This window comes from Caulobacter vibrioides OR37, from assembly GCF_000372645.1.
Taxonomy (GTDB): Bacteria; Pseudomonadota; Alphaproteobacteria; order Caulobacterales; family Caulobacteraceae; genus Caulobacter; species Caulobacter vibrioides_E.
Map to the genome: position 1 here is coordinate 57,893 of NZ_APMP01000021.1, position 22,796 is coordinate 80,688.

Annotated in this window: 21 protein-coding genes and 1 pseudogene; 9 read left to right on the forward strand and 13 right to left on the reverse strand. The window is 68.9% G+C overall.

Annotation, left to right across the window (positions count from 1 at the left end):
- Positions 1 to 15: 15 nt before the first annotated feature.
- The 3 genes from ubiG to OR37_RS14860 all read left to right on the forward strand — a co-directional run bounded on the left by ubiG (position 16) and on the right by OR37_RS14860 (position 2,308).
- Positions 16 to 780: a bifunctional 2-polyprenyl-6-hydroxyphenol methylase/3-demethylubiquinol 3-O-methyltransferase UbiG gene (ubiG, locus tag OR37_RS14850; RefSeq protein ID WP_004621541.1), complete on the forward strand. Its 765-nt coding sequence runs from the start codon at positions 16 to 18 to the stop codon at positions 778 to 780.
- A gap of 125 nt (positions 781 to 905) precedes the next feature.
- Positions 906 to 1,898 carry a glycine zipper 2TM domain-containing protein gene (locus OR37_RS14855; protein ID WP_004621542.1) on the forward strand — a complete coding sequence of 331 codons (993 nt, stop codon included), beginning with the start codon at positions 906 to 908 and terminating at the stop codon, positions 1,896 to 1,898.
- 110 nt (positions 1,899 to 2,008) lie between these two features.
- Positions 2,009 to 2,308, forward strand: a complete 300-nt coding sequence (locus tag OR37_RS14860; RefSeq protein WP_004621544.1) for a glycine zipper 2TM domain-containing protein — start codon at positions 2,009 to 2,011, stop codon at positions 2,306 to 2,308.
- Positions 2,309 to 2,371: 63 nt separating this feature from the next.
- On the opposite strand, the gene OR37_RS14865 is transcribed toward OR37_RS14860, so the two are convergent.
- From OR37_RS14865 to OR37_RS14880, 4 genes are read right to left on the reverse strand one after another with little or no spacing between them, the layout of a single operon-like run.
- Entirely contained in the window at positions 2,372 to 2,806 is a 435-nt protein-coding gene (locus OR37_RS14865; protein ID WP_004621545.1) for a DUF1178 family protein, read from the reverse strand.
- Between the two features lie 10 nt (positions 2,807 to 2,816).
- Entirely contained in the window at positions 2,817 to 3,659 is an 843-nt protein-coding gene (locus OR37_RS14870; protein ID WP_004621548.1) for a carbon-nitrogen hydrolase family protein, read from the reverse strand.
- Complete coding sequence (grxC, locus tag OR37_RS14875; protein ID WP_004621550.1) at positions 3,656 to 3,910, reverse strand: glutaredoxin 3; 255 nt, start codon at positions 3,908 to 3,910, stop codon at positions 3,656 to 3,658. Before grxC ends, OR37_RS14870 begins: the two co-directional genes overlap by 4 nt.
- Positions 3,911 to 3,939: 29 nt before the next feature.
- Complete coding sequence (locus OR37_RS14880; RefSeq protein ID WP_035017485.1) at positions 3,940 to 4,722, reverse strand: ComF family protein; 783 nt, start codon at positions 4,720 to 4,722, stop codon at positions 3,940 to 3,942.
- Here OR37_RS14880 and OR37_RS14885 point away from each other — a divergent pair.
- Positions 4,721 to 5,635, forward strand: a complete 915-nt coding sequence (locus OR37_RS14885; protein ID WP_004621552.1) for a methyltransferase domain-containing protein — start codon at positions 4,721 to 4,723, stop codon at positions 5,633 to 5,635. The two genes, OR37_RS14880 and OR37_RS14885, sit on opposite strands and share 2 nt — an antisense overlap.
- 108 nt (positions 5,636 to 5,743) lie before the next feature.
- Here OR37_RS14885 and OR37_RS14890 read toward each other — a convergent pair whose 3' ends face one another.
- Both OR37_RS14890 and mutT read right to left on the reverse strand, forming a co-directional pair.
- A complete protein-coding gene (locus OR37_RS14890) occupies positions 5,744 to 5,902 on the reverse strand; it encodes a Flp family type IVb pilin (protein WP_004621553.1) in 159 nt (52 codons plus the stop codon).
- Positions 5,899 to 6,303 (reverse strand): 8-oxo-dGTP diphosphatase MutT, encoded by a 405-nt coding sequence (gene mutT, locus OR37_RS14895; RefSeq protein ID WP_004621554.1) that lies wholly within the window; start codon positions 6,301 to 6,303, stop codon positions 5,899 to 5,901. The genes OR37_RS14890 and mutT overlap by 4 nt, the downstream gene beginning before the upstream one ends.
- A gap of 442 nt (positions 6,304 to 6,745) precedes the next feature.
- Between mutT and OR37_RS14900 the strand changes: the two genes are divergently transcribed.
- Both OR37_RS14900 and OR37_RS22195 read left to right on the forward strand, forming a co-directional pair.
- Positions 6,746 to 8,179 (forward strand): DEAD/DEAH box helicase, encoded by a 1,434-nt coding sequence (locus OR37_RS14900; RefSeq protein WP_004621555.1) that lies wholly within the window; start codon positions 6,746 to 6,748, stop codon positions 8,177 to 8,179.
- A gap of 676 nt (positions 8,180 to 8,855) precedes the next feature.
- A pseudogene (locus OR37_RS22195) lies at positions 8,856 to 10,196 on the forward strand (PAS domain-containing protein); the annotation flags it as partial.
- Between the two features lie 396 nt (positions 10,197 to 10,592).
- Here OR37_RS22195 and OR37_RS14910 read toward each other — a convergent pair.
- Together OR37_RS14910 and OR37_RS14915 are read right to left on the reverse strand one after the other, a co-directional pair.
- On the reverse strand, positions 10,593 to 12,149 hold the full coding sequence (locus tag OR37_RS14910; protein ID WP_004621557.1) for a hypothetical protein: 1,557 nt from the start codon (positions 12,147 to 12,149) through the stop codon (positions 10,593 to 10,595).
- The gene (locus OR37_RS14915; RefSeq protein ID WP_004621558.1) at positions 12,146 to 12,886 is read right to left on the reverse strand and encodes an ABC transporter ATP-binding protein; all 741 of its coding nucleotides are present in this window, start codon (positions 12,884 to 12,886) and stop codon (positions 12,146 to 12,148) included. Before OR37_RS14915 ends, OR37_RS14910 begins: the two co-directional genes overlap by 4 nt.
- Positions 12,887 to 13,069: 183 nt before the next feature.
- Between OR37_RS14915 and OR37_RS14920 the strand changes: the two genes are divergently transcribed.
- The gene (locus OR37_RS14920) at positions 13,070 to 13,714 is read left to right on the forward strand and encodes a glyoxalase superfamily protein (RefSeq protein WP_004621559.1); all 645 of its coding nucleotides are present in this window, start codon (positions 13,070 to 13,072) and stop codon (positions 13,712 to 13,714) included.
- Here the strand turns inward: OR37_RS14920 and OR37_RS14925 are convergent.
- From OR37_RS14925 to OR37_RS14940, 4 genes are all read right to left on the reverse strand, one after another.
- Complete coding sequence (locus OR37_RS14925) at positions 13,711 to 14,232, reverse strand: hypothetical protein (RefSeq protein WP_004621560.1); 522 nt, start codon at positions 14,230 to 14,232, stop codon at positions 13,711 to 13,713. The two genes, OR37_RS14920 and OR37_RS14925, sit on opposite strands and share 4 nt — an antisense overlap.
- Before the next feature lie 61 nt (positions 14,233 to 14,293).
- Positions 14,294 to 14,776 carry a hypothetical protein gene (locus tag OR37_RS14930; protein WP_004621561.1) on the reverse strand — a complete coding sequence of 161 codons (483 nt, stop codon included), beginning with the start codon at positions 14,774 to 14,776 and terminating at the stop codon, positions 14,294 to 14,296.
- Positions 14,777 to 15,001: 225 nt separating this feature from the next.
- Positions 15,002 to 16,474: a bifunctional glutamate N-acetyltransferase/amino-acid acetyltransferase ArgJ gene (gene argJ / locus OR37_RS14935; protein WP_004621562.1), complete on the reverse strand. Its 1,473-nt coding sequence runs from the start codon at positions 16,472 to 16,474 to the stop codon at positions 15,002 to 15,004.
- A 12-nt stretch (positions 16,475 to 16,486) separates the two neighbouring features.
- Positions 16,487 to 17,455, reverse strand: coding sequence for a peptidylprolyl isomerase (locus OR37_RS14940; protein WP_035017486.1), 969 nt, complete (start codon positions 17,453 to 17,455; stop codon positions 16,487 to 16,489).
- Between the two features lie 334 nt (positions 17,456 to 17,789).
- Between OR37_RS14940 and secA the strand changes: the two genes are divergently transcribed.
- Positions 17,790 to 20,558, forward strand: coding sequence for a preprotein translocase subunit SecA (gene secA, locus OR37_RS14945; RefSeq protein WP_004621566.1), 2,769 nt, complete (start codon positions 17,790 to 17,792; stop codon positions 20,556 to 20,558).
- Between the two features lie 160 nt (positions 20,559 to 20,718).
- Here the strand turns inward: secA and OR37_RS14950 are convergent, their stop codons facing one another.
- A complete protein-coding gene (locus tag OR37_RS14950; RefSeq protein WP_004621568.1) occupies positions 20,719 to 21,738 on the reverse strand; it encodes a bile acid:sodium symporter family protein in 1,020 nt (339 codons plus the stop codon).
- A gap of 109 nt (positions 21,739 to 21,847) precedes the next feature.
- Here OR37_RS14950 and OR37_RS14955 point away from each other — a divergent pair, with 109 nt between their 5' ends.
- Positions 21,848 to 22,714: a LysR family transcriptional regulator gene (locus OR37_RS14955; protein ID WP_235046585.1), complete on the forward strand. Its 867-nt coding sequence runs from the start codon at positions 21,848 to 21,850 to the stop codon at positions 22,712 to 22,714.
- The last annotated feature ends 82 nt before the right edge of the window (positions 22,715 to 22,796 follow it).

Here is a 22,796-nt window from a genome sequence, read left to right on the forward strand (position 1 = left end):
TGATAGACAGATCGCATGACCGACGCAGCGCCCTCCCCCGCCGCCCCCTCCTGGAGCATCGACCCGGCCGACGTGGCGCGGTTCTCGGCGATCGCCGCCGAGTGGTGGGATCCGAAGGGCAAGTTCGCGCCGCTGCACGTGTTCAATCCCTGCCGCCTGACCTTCATTCGCGAGCAGGCCCTGGAGCGGTTCGATCGCGACGGCTCCGCGAACGCCCCGTTCGAGGGTCTTTCCCTCCTGGACATAGGCTGCGGCGGCGGGCTGCTCAGCGAGCCGATGGCGCGGCTGGGCTTTTCGGTCACCGCGATCGACGCCTCGGAAAAGAACATCAAGACCGCCGCGACCCACGCTTCCGAACAGGGTCTCGAGATCGCCTATCGTCCCGCCACCGCCGAGCAGCTGCTGGCCGAGGGCGCGGGTCCCTTCGACGTCGTCCTGACCATGGAAGTCATCGAGCACGTCGCCGATCCGGGCGAGTTCCTGCGCACCTGCGCGCGGCTGCTGAAGCCGGGCGGCCTGATGATCGTCGCGACGCTGAACCGCACCCTCAAGGCCCTGGCCCTGGCCAAGATCGGCGCCGAGTACGTGCTGCGTTGGGTGCCGCCCGGCACGCACGACTGGAAGCAGTTCCTCAAGCCCGAAGAGCTGCGCGCCTTCCTGGCCGGCGAACCGGTCGAGACGCACGGCCCGTTCGGCGTGACGTACAATCCCCTGACCGGCCGCTGGGGCCGCTCGACCGATGTCGACATCAACTACATGATGACCGTCACCAAGGGTTGAGTCCCACGGATTCCGGGAACTTCACCCTCGCGCGGGCTTTACCTCCGCGCAGGGACTTGAACCCGGATTGACGGCTCGTGTCGGGGTCGGACGTCGATCCGTTCTAAGGGAACGGAGAAAACACCATGACTTCCAAGAGCTTGGCCATCGGCCTGGCCGCCACGGCCGCGCTGAGCGCCTTCGCGCCGGCCTTCGCCCAGGACGGCTACCAGCAGAATCTGCGGGCCTATGACAACCAGCGCGCCAACTACGACGAACGCGTCAGCGAATATCAGGACCGCCAGGCCGCCTATGAGCGCGACCGCGCCGCCTACCTGAGGGCGCGCGACGACTATGACCGCCGCCATGGCGTCGGCGCCTACGACCGGCGCTATCCCAGCTACGCCCAACGCTACCGCGTCGCCCAATACCGCGACAGCGCCGCCTACTATTCCGAGCAGGCCGACTTCGAACGGGCCCGCGCGAATTACGAGCGCGCCCGCTACGACTACGACCGCCGTTACGGCGACGGCGCCTATGATCGCCGCCACCCCGACGAGGCCGATCGCTTCCGCGTCAGCGGCGTGAGCACCGCCGGCGGCTATGACGACCAATGGCGCCGTGACCGCGATCGCTATTTCGCCGCCCGCGACGACTATGACCGCCGCCACTACGCCGGCGCCTACGATCGCCGCTATCCGGGCGAGGCCAGCCGCTACGCCAACCCGCCCTATGCCGGCGCCTACAGCATCGACACCAGCGCCAATGTCGCCAATCCGTGCCGCCAGGACGCCAAGCGCAACGCCACGGTCGGCGGGGTGATCGGGGCCCTGGCCGGCGCGGCCCTGGGCTCGAACGTGGCGGCTCGCAACGCCAAGCCCGAAGGCACGGTGCTGGGCGCTCTGGTCGGCGCGGGCGTCGGCGCGGCGGTCGGCAACGCCTCGGCCAAGTGCGACACGCGCGGCAACTACTGGACCTACGAGCAGACCCAGCCCTACCGCTATGGCGACGGCCGCTACGCCGACGCCAGCGAGCGCTGCCGCCTGGCGCCGGCTCCGACCGAATACAATGGCCGCGTCGAAACCCGCTATGTGCGGGTGTGCCCCGACGCCGACGGCCGCTACCGCGTCGAAAGCTGATCACGACCGATTTCCTCTGACGGTCGCGTTTCCGACTTTACCGGAAACCGGCCGCCAGCTTGGGCGTTAGTTCGCCGAGGGATCGAACAAGAACACGTGGAGAGCTCGTCATGCGCGCCCGCCTGAAAGCCATCATCCTGGCCACCGCCGTCGGCTTCACCGTCAGCAGCCTGGCCGTCACCGCCGCCGACGCCCAGAGCCGTCGCTACCGCGTCATGGTCTGCGACAAGTCCAAGGCCAAGAACGGCGCGATCATCGGCGGCCTGTCCGGCGCTCTGCTCGGCAACGCCGTCGCCGGCCATGGCGCCCGCACCGAAGGCACCTTGCTAGGCGGCGCCGTCGGCGCCGTCGCCGGTCACGAGATCGGCAAGAGCAAGCGCAAGTGCCACTACGAGTACCGGTATCGGTAAGGCTTAGACGCCTTCGCCGTTTCAAGGGCGCCGGACGCGAGTCCGGCGCCTTTTTTGATGGCCTCAGTTCACGTCCGTCTTCTTCGGCGCGGCCAGCGGCAGCGGGGCGACGTTGACTCCGTCCTCGACCAGGGCCTTGACCTCGGTGGGCGAGGCCTCGCCGTAGATGCCGCGTTCCTCGGACTTGCCCTCGTGGATGGCGCGGGCCTCCTTGGCGAAGGCGTCGCCGACATAGTCGAAGTTTTCCTCGACGTGCCGGCGCACCTCGCCCATGGCCGCCATCATCATCTCGCGCATCTTCGGATCGACCGGCGGCGCGGCGCGTTGGGCCTTGGTGCCGGCGACGGCCGGGGCCATGATCCGCTTGGAAACGCCGCGCGAGCCGCAGACCGGGCACTCGACCAGGCCGCGCGCGGCCTGGTCGTCATAGTCGGCCGACGAGCCGAACCAGCCCTCGAATTCATGAGCCGCGTCGCACTGAAGCGCGTACTTGATCATGGCGCCAGGATCAGGACTTTCGCGGCCCGACGAAAGGCCGGGCGTTCTGGAGGACCGGGATCGCCGCCCGCGCCGAGAGCGCGGCGGGCAGATCGAGGTCGGCCATCAGCACGCCAGGCTCGTCGTGGTCAAGCTTGGCGATGATCTCGCCCCAGGGACCGACGACGATCGAGCGGCCCCAGGTGCCGCGGCCGTCCTCGTGGAAGCCGCCCTGGGCGGCGGCGATCACGAACGACCCCGTCTCGATGGCGCGGGCGCGCAGCAGCACGTCCCAGTGGGCCTCGCCGGTGGGACGGGTGAAGGCGGCCGGCGCCGTCAGCACCGTCGCCCCGGCCAGGGCGAGGGCGCGGTGCAGCGCGGGGAAGCGCATGTCGTAACAGATGGTCAGACCAAACCTGGCCAGCGGCGTGTCGACGACCACCGCGGCGTCGCCCGGCGTGTAGGTGGCCGATTCTCGCGCCGTCTCGCCGGTGGGCAGGTCGACGTCGAACATGTGCAGCTTGTCGTAGGTCGCCACGATCGCGCCGGTCGGGTCGATCACGACCTGGCGGTTGGCGGCTTTTCCGTCCTCGCGGCGAACCAGCGCCGAACCGATGTCGATCCAGGTCCCGGTCTCGGCCGCGATCTCGCGCAGGCCGTTGACGACCGGATCGTCCTCGAGGGCGGTCAGGGTCGGCAACAGCTTGGACCGGTCCCGCTGCAGAACGTTCGTACACTCCGGCGTCAGCACGAACTGGGCGCCCTCGGCGATCGCCTGGCGCACGAGCGGCGCGACATGGGCCAGCGCGGCGGCGTGGGTCGCCGGCGTGCGGGTCTGGATCAGGCCGACGCGAAGGGACGTCGATGCGCTCATGCGGTCAGCAGGCCGTCCAGCTTGCCCTCGGCGTCCAGGGCCATCAGGTCGTCGCAGCCGCCGATGTGCTGGTCGCCGACGAAGATCTGCGGGAAGGTGTTGCGGCCCGAGCGCTGCATCATCTCCTGGCGCAAGGCCGGGTCCATGCCGGCCTCGATCTCGGTGAAGTCGGCGCCCTTTTCGCTCAGCAGCGCCAGGGCGCGCGCGCAGTAGGGGCAGAACGGGCGGGTGTAGATGGTGACGTGGGCCATGCGCCTGACTCGTGAGGGTTACGAGGTCCTCATATAGGACGCGCCCGCATTTCTGTAACGCGGGCGACGACCGATAAAGTCACCCGCGACGCCCCGGCCTTCAACAGCGCCCGCGCGCAGCCCTCGGCCGTGGCGCCGGTGGTCAGAACATCATCGATCAGCACGATCCGGCGGCCGGCGACCCGGCTCCGCCGCGACGCGGGCACGGCGAAGGCGGCCGCGACGTTGCGCTGGCGCGCCGAGGCCGACTTGCCGCCCTGGCTGGCGGTGTCGCGCTGGCGGACCAGGGCGTCGGGCAGGTAGGTCAGCCCCGCCATCCTCGCCAGCGGCCGGGCGATCTCGGCGGCCTGATTGTAGCGGCGGCTCAGCAGACGCGCGCGGTGAACCGGCACGGGGACCACCGCGTCGGCCTCGGCCAGCAGGTCCGCCCCCGATCGCGACAGCCAGCGCGCGAACAGACCCGCCAGGTCCGCGCGGTCGGCGTGCTTCAGCTTCAGGACCAGGTCGCGCGAGTGCTCGTCATAGACGCAGGCGGCGCGGGCCCGCTGGAAGGCGCGCGGCTTGGCCTGGCAGGCCGGACAGCGCTCCAGCGCCGCGTCGGCATAGGCGACGGCCAAGCCGCAGCCGTCGCAGACCGGATCGTCCAGGAACGTGATCTTGGAGAAGGCCCCGGCCGACAGACCGCCGCTGATCGCCGCCGCGCCGTCCAGGCTGGTCGGCGGCAGCAGAAGATCCAGCAGCCCTCGCCCCAGGCCCATCAGGCGCGGCCCGGCTTTCCATATCGGTCGGAAGTCGCCATGTTCCGCGCGCATGACCGCCTCGCCCCTTCTCTTCGACCGCGCCCTGCATCGCGTCCGTCTCGATCGCGCCGCGCCGGACTACGGGTCCGCCGACTTCCTGAAGGCCCGCGCGGCCCAGGATCTCGTCATGCGGCTGGAGACGATCCTGCGACGCTTTCCGGTCGCCGTCGACCTCGGCGCGAGAAACGGTAGTTTTTCCAACGCTTTGGCGGATAGCGACGCGCGCGCCAATATCGACGTGCTGATCGAGACCGACCTGTCGTCGCGGATGCTGGCCGGCCGCCGCGGCCCCCGCGTCGTCGCCGACGAGGAGCGCCTGCCGTTCGGCGACGCGACCCTGGACCTTGTGGTCTCCACCCTGTCGCTGCACTGGACCAACGATCTGGTGGGTGCCCTGATCCAGATCCGCCGCGCGCTGCGGCCCGACGGCCTATTCGTCGGCGCGATCTTCGGCGGGGCCACCCTGACGGAGCTGCGGCAATGCCTGCTGGCCGCCGAGTCCGAGCTGTCGGACGGCGCGTCCATGCGCGTCTCGCCCTTCGCCGACGCCATCGACGCGGCGGGGCTGCTGCAGCGGGCGGGGTTCGCCCTACCCGTCGCCGACGTCGATCGCGTGAAGGTGCGCTACGCCCACCCGATCAAGCTGTTGCGGGACCTGCGGGCCATGGGCGAGACCAGCGTGCTGCTGGATCGCTCCCGCAAGCCGCTGTCGCGCCAGGTGCTGTTTCGGGCGATGGAAATCTATGTCGAGCGCTTCGCCGAGCCCGACGGCCGCGTGCCCGCCACCTTCGAGATCGTCTCGGTCACCGGCTGGGCGCCGCACGAAAGCCAGCAAAAGCCCCTGCGCCCGGGCTCGGCCAAGATGCGCCTGGCCGACGCGCTCGGCGTCCGGGAGCAGCCGGCGGGGGACAAACCCACGCCTTAGAGCGTGATAGCCGAAAGTGTAAGCGGTTTCGGCGGTTATCACGCTCTAAATGTTTGATTTAGAGCCTGTTTATCCGCTTCAAATGGAATCACTTGAAGCGGACAGGCTCTAGGTCGCGTTAAGCGCCGCCGAAGTCTTGCTGAAGCTGGTCTTCATGCCGCCGCTCAAGACATTCATGGCCGTGACCAGCGCCAAGGTGATCAGGGCGACCAGAACGCCGAGCTCGACGGCCGTCGCGCCGGACTCGTCGGACCAGAAGGCCTTCAAAGCAGATCGCGAAGCCAGGCCACCAGCGGCTCGTCCGCGGGCGGCATTGGATAGTCCGCGAGCTTGTCCGGTTTCACCCATGCCAGCGCCTCATGCTCCTTACGCGTCACTTGGCCGTCCCACCGACGCAGCAGGTACAGTGGCATCAGGAGGTGAAAAGACTCGTAAGAGTGCGACGCGAAAACGAACGGCGCCAGACAGGCCTGGGCGACCTTGATCCCCAGCTCTTCGTCGAGTTCGCGGATCAGGCATTCCTCGGGCGTTTCGCCAGGCTCGACCTTGCCGCCGGGAAACTCCCAGAGACCGGCCAGCTGCTTGCCCTTGGGCCGCTGGCAGATCAGCACCCGGCCGTCGACATCGATCAGGGCGGCGGCGGCGACGAGGACGGTGGGCTTGGTCATGGGTGGGGTTTGGCGCGGGCCGGCGCGGGTGGCAAGGGCGGATCGCCTCTCCTCCCCCTCGAGCGCCTCTCCTCCCCCGCCTGGGGGAGGTGGATCGCCGCGGATACGCGGCGAGACGGAGGGGGCCCGCACGTGTCGCGTAGCCTTGGCGCTGACCCCTCCACCGGCTTCGCCGGTCCCCTCCCCAACGGGGGAGGAAAGCCCAGATCGGCCCGCTTCCTTGACTTTGGCGCCGCAACAAGCGATATCGGCGTCGCGCCACATTGGCGCTATTGGCGCTCCAGCCGCGTGAGGGTCCGTTTTCGGACCAGCCTGTCGAGCGCCTTGAGAGCTTTTCTCACCCGATCGCCCGTGCACGCGGGGCGCTCCCCCGACCGAAGCCGAGGGGCCAGCCGTGCGAGACCGCATGCGCTTTCCTTGGCGCATGAAAGACTAAACACACGTGACTCAATTTTCCGACCTTGGCCTGGCCAAGCCGCTGCTCAAGGCGCTGGCCGAGAAGGGCTACAAGGAACCCACCCCGATCCAGGCCCAGGCGATCCCCGTTGTCCTGCAAGGCAAGGACCTCTTGGGCATCGCCCAGACGGGCACCGGCAAGACCGCCGCCTTCGCCCTGCCGATCCTTCAGCGCCTGGCCGAGGACCGCAAGCCTGCCCCGCGTCGCGGCTTCCGCTGCCTGGTCCTGTCCCCCACCCGCGAACTGGCCACCCAGATCGCCGAGAACTTCAAGGCCTACGCCGTCCACATGGGCCTGTCGGTCCATACCATCTATGGCGGCGTGAAGTACGGCCCGCAGATGAAGGCCCTGGCCGGCGGCATCGACATCCTGGTCGCCACCCCCGGCCGTCTGATGGACCACATGGCCGAGAAGTCGGCCATCGTCTCGGGCACGGAGATCTTCGTGCTCGACGAAGCCGACCAGATGCTGGACCTGGGCTTCGTGGTGCCGATCCGCAAGATCGCCAGCCAGCTGACCAAGAACCGCCAGAACCTGTTCTTCTCGGCCACCATGCCCAGCGAGATCGGCAAGCTGGCCGGTGAGCTCCTGAAGGATCCGGTGCAGGTCTCGGTCGCCCCGCAGGCCACCACGGTCGAGCGCATCGACCAGCGCGTCCTGTTCATCGAGGCCCAGCGCAAGCGTCCGCTGCTGGCTGAACTGTTCGCCGACTCGAGCTTCTCGCGCACCATCGTCTTCACCCGCACCAAGCGCGGTGCCGACCGCGTGGCCAAGTACCTGAACGCCGCCGGCGTCGAGGCCGCCTCGATCCACGGCGACAAGACGCAAGGCCAGCGCGAGCGCGCCCTGGCGGCCTTCAAGGCCGGCGAGATGCGGGCCCTGGTGGCGACCGACATCGCCGCGCGCGGCATCGACGTCAACGACGTCAGCCACGTGATCAACTACGAGCTGCCCAACGTGCCGGAGGCCTATGTCCACCGGATCGGCCGCACCGCCCGCAAGGGCAAGGACGGCGTCGCCATCAGCTTCTGCTCGGACGACGAACGGAGCCTGCTGAAGGACATCCAGAAGGCCACCCGCCAGACGATCCCGTCCTTCGATCGCCGCAACGACAAGCAGCTGGCCGCAGCGGCCGCCGTCGCCGACAAGCTGGTCCCGGCCGACAGGCACGTCGACCCGCGCAAGGCCGACCCGCGCAACGACGTGCCGTCGGAACTGCGCCGCAAGCGCCAGCGCAACCGCAATGGCGGTCCGAAGGGCCGGCCCGACGGCGGGCAGAATGGCCAGGGCCGCCAGGCTCAAGGCAAGGGTCAGGGCGGCGGCGCGCAAGGCCAGAAGGCCGCTACGGCCAACAACGCTTTCCGAGGCCCCAAGCGGCAAGCCGCTCCGGCCGAGAAGCGCTGGTCGCCGATCGACTAATCGCGCCGAATACAAAGACTTCCCCATATCGGGGGTGGCGAGCGCCTCCCCCGATAGTCAGGCTTGGCCGGTTTACCCGAGCGACCCTTGAATCCCTTCGCGCGATGGGTGCACCATGGGTCCAACCGGTCGACGGACCGGATGGGGGGTCTAAGTGATGGGCGAGCACGGCGAAAGGCCGGCTGGCGGCGACATGGCCGCCCGCGTCCGTACCTACGATTGGTCTAGAACGCCGCTGGGTCCGCGCGAGGCCTGGTCCCCCGCCCTGCGACTGACCTCCGAGATGGTGCTGGCCGCCAGCGTCCCCATGGCCCTGCGCTGGGGCCCCGCCCTGACCCTGATCTATAACGACGCCTATGCCCCGACCTTGGCGGACCGTCATCCAGACGCCTTGGGCTCGCCTTTCGCGGCGACGCCGGCGCCTGTGCGCGCCGCCCTGCGCGCCGTCCAGGAGGCGATCCTGCGCGGGACCAGCCGGGGCTTCGCCTTCGAGAACCTGCCGGTGCGTCTGGTCCGGGACGGCGCGCCCCAAAGCGCCAACTTCACGGTCGCCTATAGTCCCGTTCCGGACGAGACGGTCGAGGGCGGCGTCGGCGGGGTGCTGGTCACCGCCGTCGAGATCACCGGCGCCATAACGACCGCCCAGACCACGCGCGACGCGCAGGCGCGCTATCAGATGGCGCGGGAGGTCGCCGGCGTGGTCGGAGCCTGGGAGTGGGACATCCGGACCAACAAGGTCTATGCCGACGCCCGCTACGCCGAGCTGCACAACATCGCGCCCGAGTTCGCCGAGGCCGGCCTTCCCGTCCAGAGCTATACGCCCGCCATCCATCCCGAGGACCGCGCGCGAATCCGCCAGGTCGCCATGGAGGCCGCCGCCAAGGGCGGCGCCTTTTCCGAGGAATACCGCCTGATCCAGGCCGACGGCTCGACGCGATGGGTCTACACCCGGGGCCAGTCCTATCTGGGCGAGGACGGCCAGCCCGCCCGCAACACCGGGGTCATCGTCGACGTCACGGAGCGCAAGAAGGTCGAGGCTGAGCTGGCCGCCGCGCGAGCCGACCTCGATCTGGCCGCCGAGGCCGCCGGCCTGGGGCGCTGGGACCACAAGCCCCACATCGGCCAGCGCTTTTGGGACAGCCGCGCCCGCGTCATTTTTGGCCTGTCGCCCGACGAGGCGCCCTCGCAGGAGACCTTCGAGCGTCTGCTGCATCCCGACGACGCTCCAAGGGTCCGAGCGGCCGTGGCCGCCGCCACCGATCCGGCCGGCGATGGCGCGATCAATCTCGAATACCGCATCCGCCGCGACAGCGACGGCGCCGTTCGCTGGGTCGGGGTCTTCGGCCGGGGCTATTTCGAAGGCGACAAGTGCGTGCGCTTCGTCGGCGTGGCTTCCGACGTCACCGAGCACCGCGAGGCCGTCGATCGCCTTGTGCGGCAGGAAGAGACCCTGCGCCTGGCGGTCGACGCGGCCGATGTCGGCACCTGGGATCTCAACCTCGAGACCGGCGAGCTGTTCTGGTCCGATCGCTGCTACGCGATGATGGGCGTCGGCGCCGGCCAGCCCATCGACATCGACACCTTCGAGGCCTGCATCCATCCCGACGACCGGGCGCGCGTGGCCGACGCCATGCGCCAAGCGCGGGATCCCGCGATACGCGCCGAATACTCGGTCGAGTTCCGCACCCTCGGCCGCGATGATCATGTCGAGCGGTGGGTGAATACGCGCGGCAAGGTGTTCTTCGGCGACGACGGCAAGGCCCAGCGCTTCGTCGGCGCCGTGGTCAACATCACCGATCGCAAGCGCGCCGAATTGCACCTGCGGCTGCTGGTCAACGAGCTGAATCACCGGGTCAAGAACAGCCTGGCGACCATCCAGGCCATCGCCGCGCAGAGCTTTACCGGGCAGCGGTCGCTGGAACAGGCCCAGGAAGCCTTCTCCAGCCGGATTCTCGCCCTGGCCGAAGCCCACGACCTGCTGACCCGCGAGAACTGGGAAGGCGCCGATCTGCACGACGTGACCGAACGCGTCGCCGCCCTGCACGGCGGCGCCGGTCGCTTCGATCTTTCCGGCCCGGCGGTGCGCCTCTCGCCCAAGACGGCGCTTTCGCTGTCGATGGCGCTGCACGAGCTGGCCACCAACGCCATGAAGTACGGCGCCTTGTCGACGTCCGAGGGGCGCGTTCGGGTGGCTTGGACCCTGGCGCCGGAGCCCGGCGCCCCGCGTCTGGACTTGACCTGGACCGAGCGAGACGGTCCGCCGGTCTCGCCGCCCACCCGCCGGGGCTTCGGCTCGCGCCTGATCGAGCGCGGCCTGGCGGCGGAGCTGTCGGGCGCGGCCACGATCGACTTTCAGCCGGCGTGGTCTGCCGCATCCGCGCGCTGCTGGAGGCCTAGAAGCCGCGGGCAGACTCTAGTTCGAACTCCGCGCGGCCGCCCGAAGCGCCGCGGCGATCTGCTCGTCGGTGCGGCGCAGCGCCATCATCAACGCGCCGGCGACGATCAGCGGGATGACGGCCCAGACCAGCCAGCCGGCCACGGCCAGGGCGGTGGCGGCGGCGAACAGGAAGGCGATGCCGATCTCGGCCAGGTTGGCCAGCACCGAGCCCGACCGGCGCCGGCGGAAGTCGGCGCGGCGACCGGGTTTCTGATGCCAGACATTGATCAGCCCGGCGCTCCAGGCGGTCAGGCCCGCGCCGATCGCCGTCCAGAGCGCGGCCAGCGGGTGATACCAGGCCAGCACGCCGATCGGGATCGCCAGCAGGGCGGCCACCGGCGTCAGGGCGGCGAACAGCTTGGCCCGTCGCAGGGTCGACATCGGCGTGGGCGAGACGGCCAGCAGGTCGGGGGTGTCTTCGGCCGACAGGGTCAGCCAGGCCAGGCTGCCCGCCACCTGGCCGGCCAGGAAGGCCACGGCGGCGGCCGGCCCCGCCAGTGTCCAGGCCTGCTGGTGCGTCCCGGCCCGCGCCAGCACCAGGGCCAGCGGAACCATGTAGAGCACCCGCAGCAGCACCTGCGAGATCAGGGCCGCGTCGCGACCGATCAGCCGCAGCTCCTTGCGCACCGTGGCGCGGAACGCGCCGGCCGCGAACGCGCGGGCGGGCCCCCGCGCGGCCTTGTGGTGTTCCGCCCCTTGGGTCGCGGCGGCCGCGTCGGCGAAACGGCGGCCCAGCGCCCTCACGGCGATCAGGAAGATCCCGGCGCCGATCGCCAGCAGGATCAGCAAGGGGATCGGCTGGCCCAGGGCCGCGCGCAGCGGCAGGTCGGCGTGTGGCGGCGGCTTGAAGCGTCCGTCCGCCGCCGCTCGGGCGATGTGGGCGAACAGGCTCTCGCTGGCCTGCTTGCCGAGTAGGTTGCGGAACTGGGTCGCCAGGAAGAAGGCCGCGCCGATCAGGGCCGCCAGCACCTGGGCCACGGTGCGCGTGCGCCTCGGGCCGATCAGCGAGAACAGGGCCATGGCCAGCAGCAGGCCAAGCCCGGTGGCCGCCAGGGACGCGGCCGCCAGCACGCCGAACAGGCCCGCCCATCCCGGATGCCCATAGATGATCGAGGGGCCGACCAGCAACAGCGCCGGAATCACGAACCAGGTCGCCGCGTTGACCGCCACGCCCAGGGCCCGGACGAACAGCACCTTGCGCGGCGCGATCGGCGAGGAGAACAGCAGGTCGAGATCGCCGCGCTCGTACAGAACATCCGCCGCCGCCGCCAGGCCGGTCGACAGCATCAGGGTCAAGATCACCGCCAGCACGAAGTCGCCGATGGCGATCGACAGCGGAATGACGGGGATCTGACGGCCGTGGACGGCCAGGGCGATGCTGACGCCGGCGATCAGGGCCATCACCACCAGCACCGCCAGGGCGATCATCGACACCGGTCCCCGGCTCTTGCGACCGGACACGAAGCCGCGCCAGGTCAGGCGCAGCTCGTGGGCCAGGAGCCAGGGGATCGAGGCCGGCTGGAAGCGGATCACGCGTGGCCCTCGGCCGTCAGCTGCAGGAAGACGTCCTCGAGCGTGCGGCCGCTGGCCTGGCCGGCCATGCCGCGCAGGTCCTCCAGCGAGCCCTCGGCCAGCAGGCGGCCGCCGGCGATGATGCCGATGCGATCGGCCATGCGCTCGGCCACCTCGAGGATATGGGTGGTCAGGATCACCGTGCCGCCCGCATCGACGCGGGCCCGCAGCATGTCCTTGACCAGGCGCGCGGCGGCGGCGTCCAGACCGGTCAGCGGCTCGTCCAGGATCAGCAGCTTGGGCTCATGGATCAGCGCCCCCGCCAGGGCGACCTTCTGCTTCATGCCTCGCGAGAAACCCTCGCACCAACGCCCCGCCTCGGCGGTCAGACCCAGTTGCTCGAGCAAGGCCTCGGCCCGCGCCTTGGCCGCGCGCGGCTCGATGTTCCAGAGCCCGGCGACGAACTCCAGATATTCCATCGGCGTCAGCTTGTCGTAGATCATCGCCTCGTCGGGCGCCCAGGCCAGCAGGGCCTTGGCGCCGGCCGGATCCTTGCGGGCGTCGACGCCGAAGATCTCGACCTCGCCCTTGTCGGGTCGGGTCAGGCCCGCGACCATCCGCAGGGTGGTGGTCTTGCCCGCGCCGTTGGGACCGAGCAGGGCGTAGAGCTCGCCCGCGCGGACCGTCAGGTCGAGGTCCATCACAGCGGGCTTGGCGAACGTCTTGTTCAGCCCCCGAACGATCAAGGCTTCCGTCACGCACCGCCCCCAAGTCTCACGCGCCCATGTGAACGTGATTGCGAGGCCAGTGGCAAGTCGCGGCGCTCGGCGTTGACAGCGCGTATCGACCTCGCCTATCCAGGCCGAGCTCTCCGGGAGGCGTCGGCGCATCGCCGAAAGGGCTAGGCCCACCCACTGAAACCTTTTCAGCCGGAGCCTTTCATGCCCAAGCTCGACTCCTATCGCAAAAAGGCCAAGCAACTCGTGTCTTGGCACGCGGAACGGAACTACTCCGTCGGCGGCAAGGTGCGCCAGTTGGCCCGCTTCGCGCACCTGACCGACCTTGAGATCCTCGATACGCCCCTACCCCTGACTCTGGCGCAGGAGGTGATCGCGGTGGAGGCCGGCTATCTCGACTGGGCGACGCTGAAGCGCGCGGTCGACGACGTTCCGAATCCGCCCAAAATCGAGCCGCCCCCGCGCCTGGCAGGCCTGACGCCGGTGCTGATGGTCGCCGACGTCGCCCGCTCGGCGGCGTTCTGGCGCGACAAGCTGGGTTTCGCGATCGACTTCCTGCATGGCCGCCCGCCGTTCTACGGCGCGGTGTCGCGCGACGGCGTCTGCCTGCACCTGCGCTTTGTTCACGCGCCCAACTTCGCCGAGTTGGCGGAACGCGAGGTTTCGCTGATCCTGGCGGCCATCGAGACCGCCAACGTCAAGGCGCTGTTCGCCGAGTTCGAGGCGCGCGATGTCGAGTTTCCGCAGCGCCTGAAGCGCCAGGCCTGGGGCGGCCTGGACTTCCATGTGCGCGACCCTGACGGCAACGTAGTCTCGTTTGTGCAGTACGACGTCCCGTCGGGAAGCTAGAACTTGGTCTTGCAGCCCTGCTTGAGGTGGACGCCGCGCAGGAAGCCGCGACGGGCCAGGCCGGCGTCGACCACCGCGTTCATGTGGCGGTCGTTCGGGGCCGCGCCGGTGAGTTCTCGGACCAGCCCCCGGAACGGGATGATGCTGTTGACCACCGCCTTGCCGCCGGCCTCGGCCAGCTTACCGGCGCGGTTCTCGGAATATTCGTTGCCGACCTGGTAGTCGGGGCCCAGCACGGCGTTCAGCGCCTTGATCTCGTTGGCCAGCGCGACGCAGGTCCTCAGGCCCTTGACGCTGTAGGTGTCGTTATAGGCCTTCTCCAGGATCGGCGGGATCTCGCGCTTGGAGAGGCCGACGTCGCGGACCGGCTGGGTGCCGATCTCGGCGGCCTTCTCCTTGGTCTGACCCCAACGCCCGCCGGGCTCGGTGGGCTTGGCCGGCGGCTTGACCTGGGCTTGGGCCGCCGACGTCGCCAGCAGCAGGGCCGCGCCGACCATCACGCAAAACTTCGAAGTCATCAGAACGCCCTCCACGGAACACCGTCCCTGAACGGCGCAGCTTCGCGATCGGTTCCGGGCGCTAGTTGGGGGGCGTGGCGGCTTCCAGGTCGAAGGCCGCGTCGAAGGCCTCGTCGCTCGGAACCGCGCCGGACAGCGCGCCCAGGAAAAGGTCCTCCAGCGCTTCCCAGACGAAGCCCAGCTGTTCCAGCACCGCCGGGACCTGAGCGACGTCGAAGCCCGGATAGAGGTCCTCGATCAGCCACAGGCCGCTGGCGGGATCGAAGCCGAAGCGGCTGCCGATCAGGCGGAACTGGGCCTTGGCCGCCGTCTCGAACAGCGCCGTCAGGTCGCGGGCCTCGTCCAGGTCCTCTGGATCCAGCACCAGGCAACGGGCCTGCAGCCAGCCGTGATCGGGCAACAGGTAGAACGCCCCGTCCTCCTCGTCCTCGCCCGAAACCTCCAGGCCCCGATCGATCGCCTCGACGCGATAGCCGGCCGAGCGGCACACATCGGCCAGGTCATTCAGGAAGGCGGCTTCCTGGTCGGGGGTAAGGTCGGTCATGGGGAGACTCCGGTATTTCTGGGTTGGGATCCTAGCACGATCGCCACTCAAACTACGGTCGTCATTCCCGCCCTCGTGGCGGGAACCCCTCCGTCCGCCGCAGATGCAGCGGAGGCGGACTGCTCAGCAGTCCGCTTGTATCTCCCGTATGAGCCGAACCAGGGGTTCCCGCCACAGGGGCGGGAATGACGGGCGTTGTGAGTGAGCGAAGGAGATAACGGCTCCCTAGCTCCGGTAATCCCCGTTGATCGCCACGTACTGCTTGGTCAGGTCGCAGGTCCAGACCGTGGCCGAGCCCTTGCCGACGCCGACGTCGACGCTGACCTCGAACTCCGCGTTCTTGACGTAGGCGCTCATCTTGGCCTCGTCGTATTCGGCCGAGATCAGGCCGTCGCGGGCCGCGTAGAGATCGCCGAAACGGACGTTGATCTTCTCGCGGGCCACCGGCTCGTCGGCGCGGCCCACGGCCATGACGATGCGGCCCCAGTTGGCGTCCTCGCCGGCGAAGGCGGTCTTGACCAGCGGGCTCTCGGCGATGGTGCGGGCGATCTTGCGGGCGCTGGCCGGGCTCTCGGCGCCGTTGACGGTGATCTTGACGAACTTGGTCGCCCCCTCGCCGTCGCGGACCAGTTGCAGCGCCAGGTCCAGCAGCACCCCCTCGAGCTTTTCCCGGAAATCGGCCAGGCGCTTGTCGCCGGCCCGGTGGATCTTCGGCGCGCCCGACTGGCCGGTGGCGAACAGCAGAAGGGTGTCGTTGGTCGAGCGGTCGCCGTCCACCGTCACGCAGTTGAAGGTCGTGCGGGTGTAGAGGCTGACCAGGGTCTGCAGCGCCGCCGGCGCGATGGCCGCGTCAGTGGCCACGAAGGCCAACATGGTGGCCATGTCGGGCGCGATCATGCCCGAGCCCTTGCAGATGCCGGCGATCTTGACCTCGACGCCGTCGATCATCGCCGTGGCGTAGGCGCCTTTCGGGAAGGTGTCTGTGGTCATGATCGCCCGACCGGCCTCGGCCCAGGCGTCGGCCTTCAGGCGGCTCTCGACCTCGGGCAGGCGGGCGGTGATCTTGCTGTCGTCCAGGATCACGCCAATGACGCCGGTCGAGGCCATCATCACGTCGCGCTGGCGGCAATCCAGGCGCTTGCCGACGGCGGTGGCCACGCGGCGCACGGCGTCCGCGCCCGGGCGGCCGGTGAAGCTGTTGGCGCAGCCGGCGTTGACCACCAGGGCCCGCACGTCCGCGCCGCCGGTGGCGGCCAGTTGCCGCTTGCACCAGTCGACCGGCGCGGAGCCGACGCCGTGACGCGTGAAGACCCCAGCGGCCGAGGTGCCCTCGGCGAAGCGCATCAGCAGCAGGTCTTCCCGCTCGTGCTTGTAGAAGCCGGCGCGGCCGGTGGCGATCTCGACGCCGGCGATCGGCGGAATGATCGGGAACGGCACGGCCAGCGGCGATATGGCCAGGCCCGGCTTGCCCGCGCCCGTGGCGGCCGGCTTGGCGGCGGGCGTCGCGGGCGTGGCGATGGAAACGTCCTCGCCGGCCGACTTCTGGGCGCGGCGCAGGCCGGCGCGCTTCAACGCCGAGGCCAGCGGATCGACCAGGGCGCGCTCGAGAGCGGCGCCGGCGGCGGCCACGGGGTTGTGCGCGGTCTCGGGCGCCTTCTCGGCGGGGGTCTTGCCGGAGGCCTTGGGAGTCTTGGTCATGGCGGCCGCTTCTTACTTCTTGGCGGGGGCGGATGGGGCGGAAGCCGGCGGCGCGGCGGGCGCGCCGGCGGGCGGTTCGGGCGGGGCCGAGGCCGGTTCGCGCGCCGGGGCGCCGGGCACGTCCTGCGGCTTGCCGATCAGGATGTCGACCTTGGCGCCGCCGCGCAGCTTTTCGAGGATGTCGCGGACCTGATCATAGGTCAGGAAGCGCACGATCTGCGGACGGGCGGCCTCCAGGGTGATCGGGTCCTCGGTGCGCTTGTCCTCGACCTTGACGATGACCCAGCCGCCCTCGGCCGCGAACGGCCCGACCAGCTGGCCCTTCTGGGCGTCCTTCAGCGCCGCGCCATAGGGCTCGGGCATCACATCCAGGGTGAAGTAGCCGAGGTCGCCGCCATTGAAGCGCGTGGCCTGGTCGGTCGAGCGCTCCATGGCCAGGGCGTCGAACGACGCGCCGGAGGCCAGCAGCTTCTTGACGCTCTCGGCCTCGGCCTGGCTGCCGACGATGATCTGGCGGGCGCGGATCTCTTCCGAGCGCTTCGACAGCTTCTGCTGCTCGGCATAGAGCTTGCGGATGGCGTCCTCGGTGACGGCCTTCTCGACCACGCCCTCGACCAGCATGTCGCCCAGGATGCGCTCACGGGCGGCGGCCAGGCGGCGCTGGGCGATCGGATCCTTGTCCAGCTTGCGCTTGGTCGCCTCGGCGGCCAGCAGCTTCTGATCGATCACCTCGTCGAGACGCTGGCGGAACACCTCGCTGGAAATGTCCAGCGGCTCGCCCTCGCTGATCAGGCCCTGGGCCACGGCCTCGCGCTTGACGTCGGACGCCCAGATCACCTGGCCGTTGACGCGGGCCACGGCGGTGTCGCCCGGCTCCGGCGGCTTCTCGGCGACCTTGTTCTGGCCGCACGCCGCCAGCAGCAGCGCGCAGGTCATGGCGCTGATCAAACTCACGAGACGGACAGAGGACTTCAAGGCCAAGATCTCCGGCTTTGCTTACAAAGCGCTCTAGCGTGCTTTTTCGTCGAGTGGAAACGGCTTCGGCGCGCAAAGCGTTCGGCCGGGGGCTTTCCCGCGCCAGTCCCAAAGAAAAACCCCGTGAAAACCAAGTCCGACGTCCTCCGCGCCCCCTCCGAAACCCTACTGACGACGGGGGCTTCGCGTTGACACCAAGATGGCCGGTGCTTAAGTCTCCGGCCGCGTTGGAATAGCGGATTTGTCCGCCGCTCCAGCGCGCCCTCACTTCCGTAGTCGAGGCCCTCGAAGCCTTAGCGCCGGCCTCCTCGTCCAAACCGTCCCTCCGGATTCCCTCTTCATGCTTGGTCTCGCCAAAAAGCTCTTCGGCTCTTCCAACGAACGCAAGGTCAAGACCTTCCAAGCGCGCGTGGCGAAGATCAACGCCCTCGAGCCGGAATACGCGGCGCTCTCCGACGAGGCGCTGAAGGCCAAGACCGCCGAGTTCAAGGCCCGCCTGGAAAAGGGCGAGACGCTGGACGGCCTGCTGAACGAAGCTTTCGCCGTGGTCCGCGAGGCGTCCAAGCGCGTGCTCGGGATGCGCCACTTCGACGTCCAGATGGTCGGCGGCATGGTGCTGCACTTCTCGGGCATCTCGGAAATGCGCACCGGTGAAGGCAAGACCCTGGTCGCCACCCTGCCGACCTATCTGAACGCCCTCGAAGGCAAGGGCGTCCACGTCATCACCGTCAACGACTACCTGGCCCGCCGCGACGCCGACTGGATGGGTCAGGTCTATAACTTCCTGGGCCTCTCCTACGGCGTGATCGTCAACGGCCTCTCCCAAGGCGAGCGTCAGCGCGCGTACCGCAGCGACATCACCTACGGCACCAACAACGAGTTCGGCTTCGACTACCTGCGCGACAACCTGGTCTACGACGTGTCGGAGATGGTCCAGCGCGGCCACAACTTCGCGATCGTCGACGAAGTGGACTCCATCCTGATCGACGAGGCCCGCACGCCGCTGATCATCTCGGGCCCCACCGAGGACCGCAGCGAGTTCTACAAGACCATCGATCTGCTGGTGAAAGAGCTGATCAAGGACAAGGGAACCTACGACCACGACGAGAAGCAGCGCCAGGTCATCCTGACCGAGGACGGCCAGGAAAAGATCGAAGAGATCCTGATGTCGGGCGGCCACCTGGCCGAGGACTCGGCGGGCCTCTACGACGCGGCCAACGTCTCGGTGGTGCACCACGTCAACCAGGCCCTGCGCGCCAACATCCTCTACACGCGCGACAAGGACTACATCGTCAAGGCCGGCGAGGTGATCCTGATCGACGAGTTCACCGGCCGCATGATGACCGGACGCCGCCTGTCGGAAGGCCTGCACCAGGCCATCGAGGCCAAGGAAGGCGCCGACATCCAGCCCGAGAACCAGACCCTGGCCTCGGTAACCATCCAGAACTACTTCCGCCTCTACACCAAGCTGTCGGGCATGACCGGCACGGCCTCGACCGAGGCGCAGGAATTCGACGACATCTACAAGATGGGCGTGTCGGAGATCCCGACCAACCGTCCGATCCAGCGCATCGACGACGACGACGAGGTCTATCGCACCGAGCGCGAGAAGAACCAGGCCATCCTCAAGCAGATCGCCGACTGCCACGTGCGCGGTCAGCCGATCCTGGTCGGCACGGTCTCGATCGAGAAGTCGGAAGAGCTGTCGAAGCTGCTGTCGAGCTATACGTTCGAGAACGACGGCAAGAAGCAGAAGGGCATCCCGCACCAGGTGCTGAACGCCCGCTTCCACGAGCAGGAAGCCGGCATCGTCGCCGACGCGGGCGTGCCCGGCGCGGTGACCATCGCCACCAACATGGCCGGCCGTGGCACCGACATCCAGCTGGGCGGCAATGTCGACATGCGCCTGGCCGCCTGGAAGCAGCAGCAGAAGGGCATGGGCCTGGAGGTCGACCACCAGGACGAGCTGGCCCAGAAGGCCGCCATCGAGGCCGAGATCGCCGACAAGAAGGCTCAGGCCCTGGCCGCCGGCGGCCTGTTCGTGCTGGGCACCGAGCGCCACGAAAGCCGCCGCATCGACAACCAGCTGCGCGGCCGCACCGGCCGTCAGGGCGACCCGGGCCGTTCGAAGTTCTTCCTGTCGTGCGAGGATGATCTTCTGCGCATCTTCGCCGGCGAGCGCCTGGACGCGATCATGCGCACCTTCGGCGTCCAGGAAGGCGAGGCGATCACCCACAAGTGGCTGAACAACGCCATCGCCACGGCGCAAAAGCGCGTCGAGCAGCGCAACTACGAGATCCGCAAGAACCTCCTGAAGTACGACGACGTCGTCAACGACCAGCGCAAGGCCGTGTTCGAGCAGCGCCAGGAGTTCATGGAGAGCGACGATCTCTCCGAGATCATCGTCGAGATGCGTCACGACACGATCGACGATCTGGTCACCCGCCACCTGCCGCCCAAGGCCTATGCCGAGCAGTGGGACATCGAGGGCCTGACCGAGCGCGTGAAGTCGATCCTGGGCATGGACCTGCCGATCGCCGAATGGGCCGCCGAGGAAGGCATCGCCGACGAGGAGATCAAGACGCGCATCACCAAGGCGGCCGATGACTACGCCGCCCAGCGCGAGGTGATCATCACGCCCGAGCAGATGCGCCAGGTCGAGAAGAACTTCCTGCTGCAGATGATCGATCTGCAGTGGCGCGAGCACCTGATGCACCTGGACCACCTGCGCAACGTCATCGGCCTGCGCGGCTACGGCCAGCGCGATCCGCTGAACGAGTACAAGACCGAGGCCTTCTCGCTGTTCGAGAAGCTGCTCGGCGACCTGCGCACCAACACCACCCGCTGGCTGATGACGGTCGAGATCGCCTATGCCGAGCCCGATATGCCCGAGGCGCTGTCGGGCCTGCAGGAGGTCCACCTGGATCCGCTGACCGGCGAGAACGCCGCCGTCGCCGGCGCGATTCCGGACGGCCTGTCGCCGGAACAACGCGAGGCCCTGCCGGTCTCGGCCCTGCCGGAAGGCTGGGAAAACACCAGCCGCAACGGCCCCTGCCCCTGCGGCTCGGGCAAGAAGTTCAAGCAGTGCCACGGCTCGCTGGTGAAGTAAGCCGGGTCGAGCCCCGGGGGCTCTCGCCGATCCGGTAGGCTCAACCGGATCGGATGAAGCGGCTCCGAAAGCGGCTCCGAAAAGTGAAAGCGCCGGACGACGACGTCTGGCGCTTTTTCTTGTCCGAAGCCAGGGCGTCAGCTGTCCGCCGACCGCTTCTTCACCGGAACGCGCCGACGGGGTTCAAGCCGCGCTCGGCGGCCGCCGCGCCGTCCTCCTTCGGCCGGGCGGCGTATCGTCGGGCCAGGGTGGCGCAAACGAAGAGCTGCGCCTGATGGAAGATCATCAACGGCAGCACGATCAGGCCCACGGCGTGACCGGCGAACAGGATATTGGCCATCGGAATGCCGCTGGCCATGCTCTTCTTCGAACCACAGAACACGATGGCGATCTCGTCGGCCGTCGACATGCCGAGCTGACGGCTGATCCAGGTGGTCGACACGATGACGATCGCCAGCATCGCCAGATCGACGCCCAGGATCGCCAGCAGGGTCACGCCCGAGACGCTTTTCAAGAGCCCGCTGGCGACCCCCGCGCCGAAGGCCGAATAGACGATCAGCAAGATCGACCCACGATCCACGGCGGCCGTGATCCGCGGGTGGCGCGAGAGCCAGGCGCCGATAAAGGGCCGGCAAACCTGGCCGGCGATGAAGGGCAGCACGATCTGCAGACAGATGTCGCTGAGCGACGAGAGGCTCAGGCCCTTCCCGGCCGGCGTGATCAGCGCCGCCAGGATCGGGGTGATGAAGACGCCGGCCATGTTCGACAGCGAGGCGCTGCACAAGGCCGCCGGCACGTTGCCGCGCGCGATCGAAGTGAAGGCGATCGACGATTGCACCGTGGACGGCAACAGCGTCAGAAAGACCAGGCCGGTCACGACGTCATCGGGCAGCCGCGACTTGGCCAGGACGCCGACCGCCACGCCGAGCGCCGGAAAGAGGACGAAGGTGCTGGCCGACACCAGGGCCTGCAGGCGCCAGTGGATCAGGCCTTCCCAGATCGCGCTCGGCGACAGCTTGGCGCCGTACAGAAAAAACAGGGCCGCGACGGCCCCATAGACCGTCTTGTCCAACACCAGGGTCGCCCGCCCCCGGGCCGGCAGGACAAAGGCCAGGGCGACCGTCGCGATCAGGCAAAGCAGGTAGGGATCGAGCGGAAGACGCAGGCGACGCGCGGGCATGACGACCCTCCTCGTGAAACGACCGGCCTCAGCTAAAGGGTCGCGCGGACATTTTGAATTGCCATAATAGCGATATCGGATATCATGAAACGTGATGACAGAGCGTCTCTTGTCTCCAGAGCTGCTGCGCAGCTTCGTGGCGATCGCCGAGACCGGCTCGTTCACGGCCGCCGGACGGGCGCTGGGACGGCAGCAGTCGACCGTCAGCCAGCATATCCAACGCCTCGAGACCCTGACCGGCCGACGGTGGCTGGATCGCGACACGCATGGCGTGGCCTTGACGCCCGAAGGAGAGGTCGCGCTGGAACACGCCCGACGCGTCCTGGACGCCCACGACCGGATGGCTCGGTTCCTCACCGCGACCCCGCTGCGCGGACGGCTGCGACTGGGAGCCTGCGAAGACTTCGTTCTGTCGGCCCTGCCCGACATTCTGGCCGCCTTCGCGCGACGCCACCCGGAGGTCGACCTGGAACTGGTCGCCGGTCTCAGCGAGACCCTCTACGAACGGTTCGACGCGGGCGCGCTTGACGTGGTGTTCGTCAAGCGGCGGTCGGGAGACCCTCGCGGGACCTTGGCCTGGCGCGAACCGATCGCCTGGGTCGGCCGGCCCGACCTGCGCCTCGATCCGGCGGAGCCGGTCCCCCTCCTGCTCTATCCGCCCCCAAGCGTCACCCGGGCCAAGGCGCTCGCGACCCTGGAGCGCGCGCGGAAAGCCTGGCGCATCGCCTTCACCAGCACCAGCCTGGCGGGCCTGAGCGCCGCGGCCCGGGCGGGTCTTGGCGCGCTGCCCCACTCCCTGCGCCTGATACCGCCGGGCCTGGCCCCGATTTCGGCGCCGGACGTCCTGCCGCCGTTGCCGGACATTGAGTTCGTCGTGATGGGGCCAGGCGGCCAGAACCCGGTCGCCGCGGCCCTGATCCAATCGGTTCTGCAATGGGCCTCGCGAGACCCCGTCTCGGTGAGACTGGACATCTGAACGAGGTCCGCCTCGCCCCCCGCGATGCCTTTGACCGCGCGGCGCGAACAACCCGGCCGACAGCCTTAGAGCGTGATAGCCG

What these genes read in the sequence shown, in the direction of transcription:
- ubiG (WP_004621541.1), top strand. Translation starts at nt 16, where the DNA reads ATGACCGACGCAGCGCCCTCCCCCGCCGCCCCCTCCTGGAGCATCGAC.
- OR37_RS14855 (WP_004621542.1), top strand. Translation starts at nt 906, where the DNA reads ATGACTTCCAAGAGCTTGGCCATCGGCCTGGCCGCCACGGCCGCGCTG.
- OR37_RS14860 (WP_004621544.1), top strand. Translation starts at nt 2,009, where the DNA reads ATGCGCGCCCGCCTGAAAGCCATCATCCTGGCCACCGCCGTCGGCTTC.
- OR37_RS14865 (WP_004621545.1), bottom strand. Translation starts at nt 2,806, where the DNA reads ATGATCAAGTACGCGCTTCAGTGCGACGCGGCTCATGAATTCGAGGGC.
- OR37_RS14870 (WP_004621548.1), bottom strand. Translation starts at nt 3,659, where the DNA reads ATGAGCGCATCGACGTCCCTTCGCGTCGGCCTGATCCAGACCCGCACG.
- grxC (WP_004621550.1), bottom strand. Translation starts at nt 3,910, where the DNA reads ATGGCCCACGTCACCATCTACACCCGCCCGTTCTGCCCCTACTGCGCG.
- OR37_RS14885 (WP_004621552.1), top strand. Translation starts at nt 4,721, where the DNA reads ATGACCGCCTCGCCCCTTCTCTTCGACCGCGCCCTGCATCGCGTCCGT.
- OR37_RS14880 (WP_035017485.1), bottom strand. Translation starts at nt 4,722, where the DNA reads ATGCGCGCGGAACATGGCGACTTCCGACCGATATGGAAAGCCGGGCCG.
- mutT (WP_004621554.1), bottom strand. Translation starts at nt 6,303, where the DNA reads ATGACCAAGCCCACCGTCCTCGTCGCCGCCGCCGCCCTGATCGATGTC.
- OR37_RS14920 (WP_004621559.1), top strand. Translation starts at nt 13,070, where the DNA reads ATGCCCAAGCTCGACTCCTATCGCAAAAAGGCCAAGCAACTCGTGTCT.
- OR37_RS14925 (WP_004621560.1), bottom strand. Translation starts at nt 14,232, where the DNA reads ATGACTTCGAAGTTTTGCGTGATGGTCGGCGCGGCCCTGCTGCTGGCG.
- OR37_RS14930 (WP_004621561.1), bottom strand. Translation starts at nt 14,776, where the DNA reads ATGACCGACCTTACCCCCGACCAGGAAGCCGCCTTCCTGAATGACCTG.
- argJ (WP_004621562.1), bottom strand. Translation starts at nt 16,474, where the DNA reads ATGACCAAGACTCCCAAGGCCTCCGGCAAGACCCCCGCCGAGAAGGCG.
- secA (WP_004621566.1), top strand. Translation starts at nt 17,790, where the DNA reads ATGCTTGGTCTCGCCAAAAAGCTCTTCGGCTCTTCCAACGAACGCAAG.
- OR37_RS14950 (WP_004621568.1), bottom strand. Translation starts at nt 21,738, where the DNA reads ATGCCCGCGCGTCGCCTGCGTCTTCCGCTCGATCCCTACCTGCTTTGC.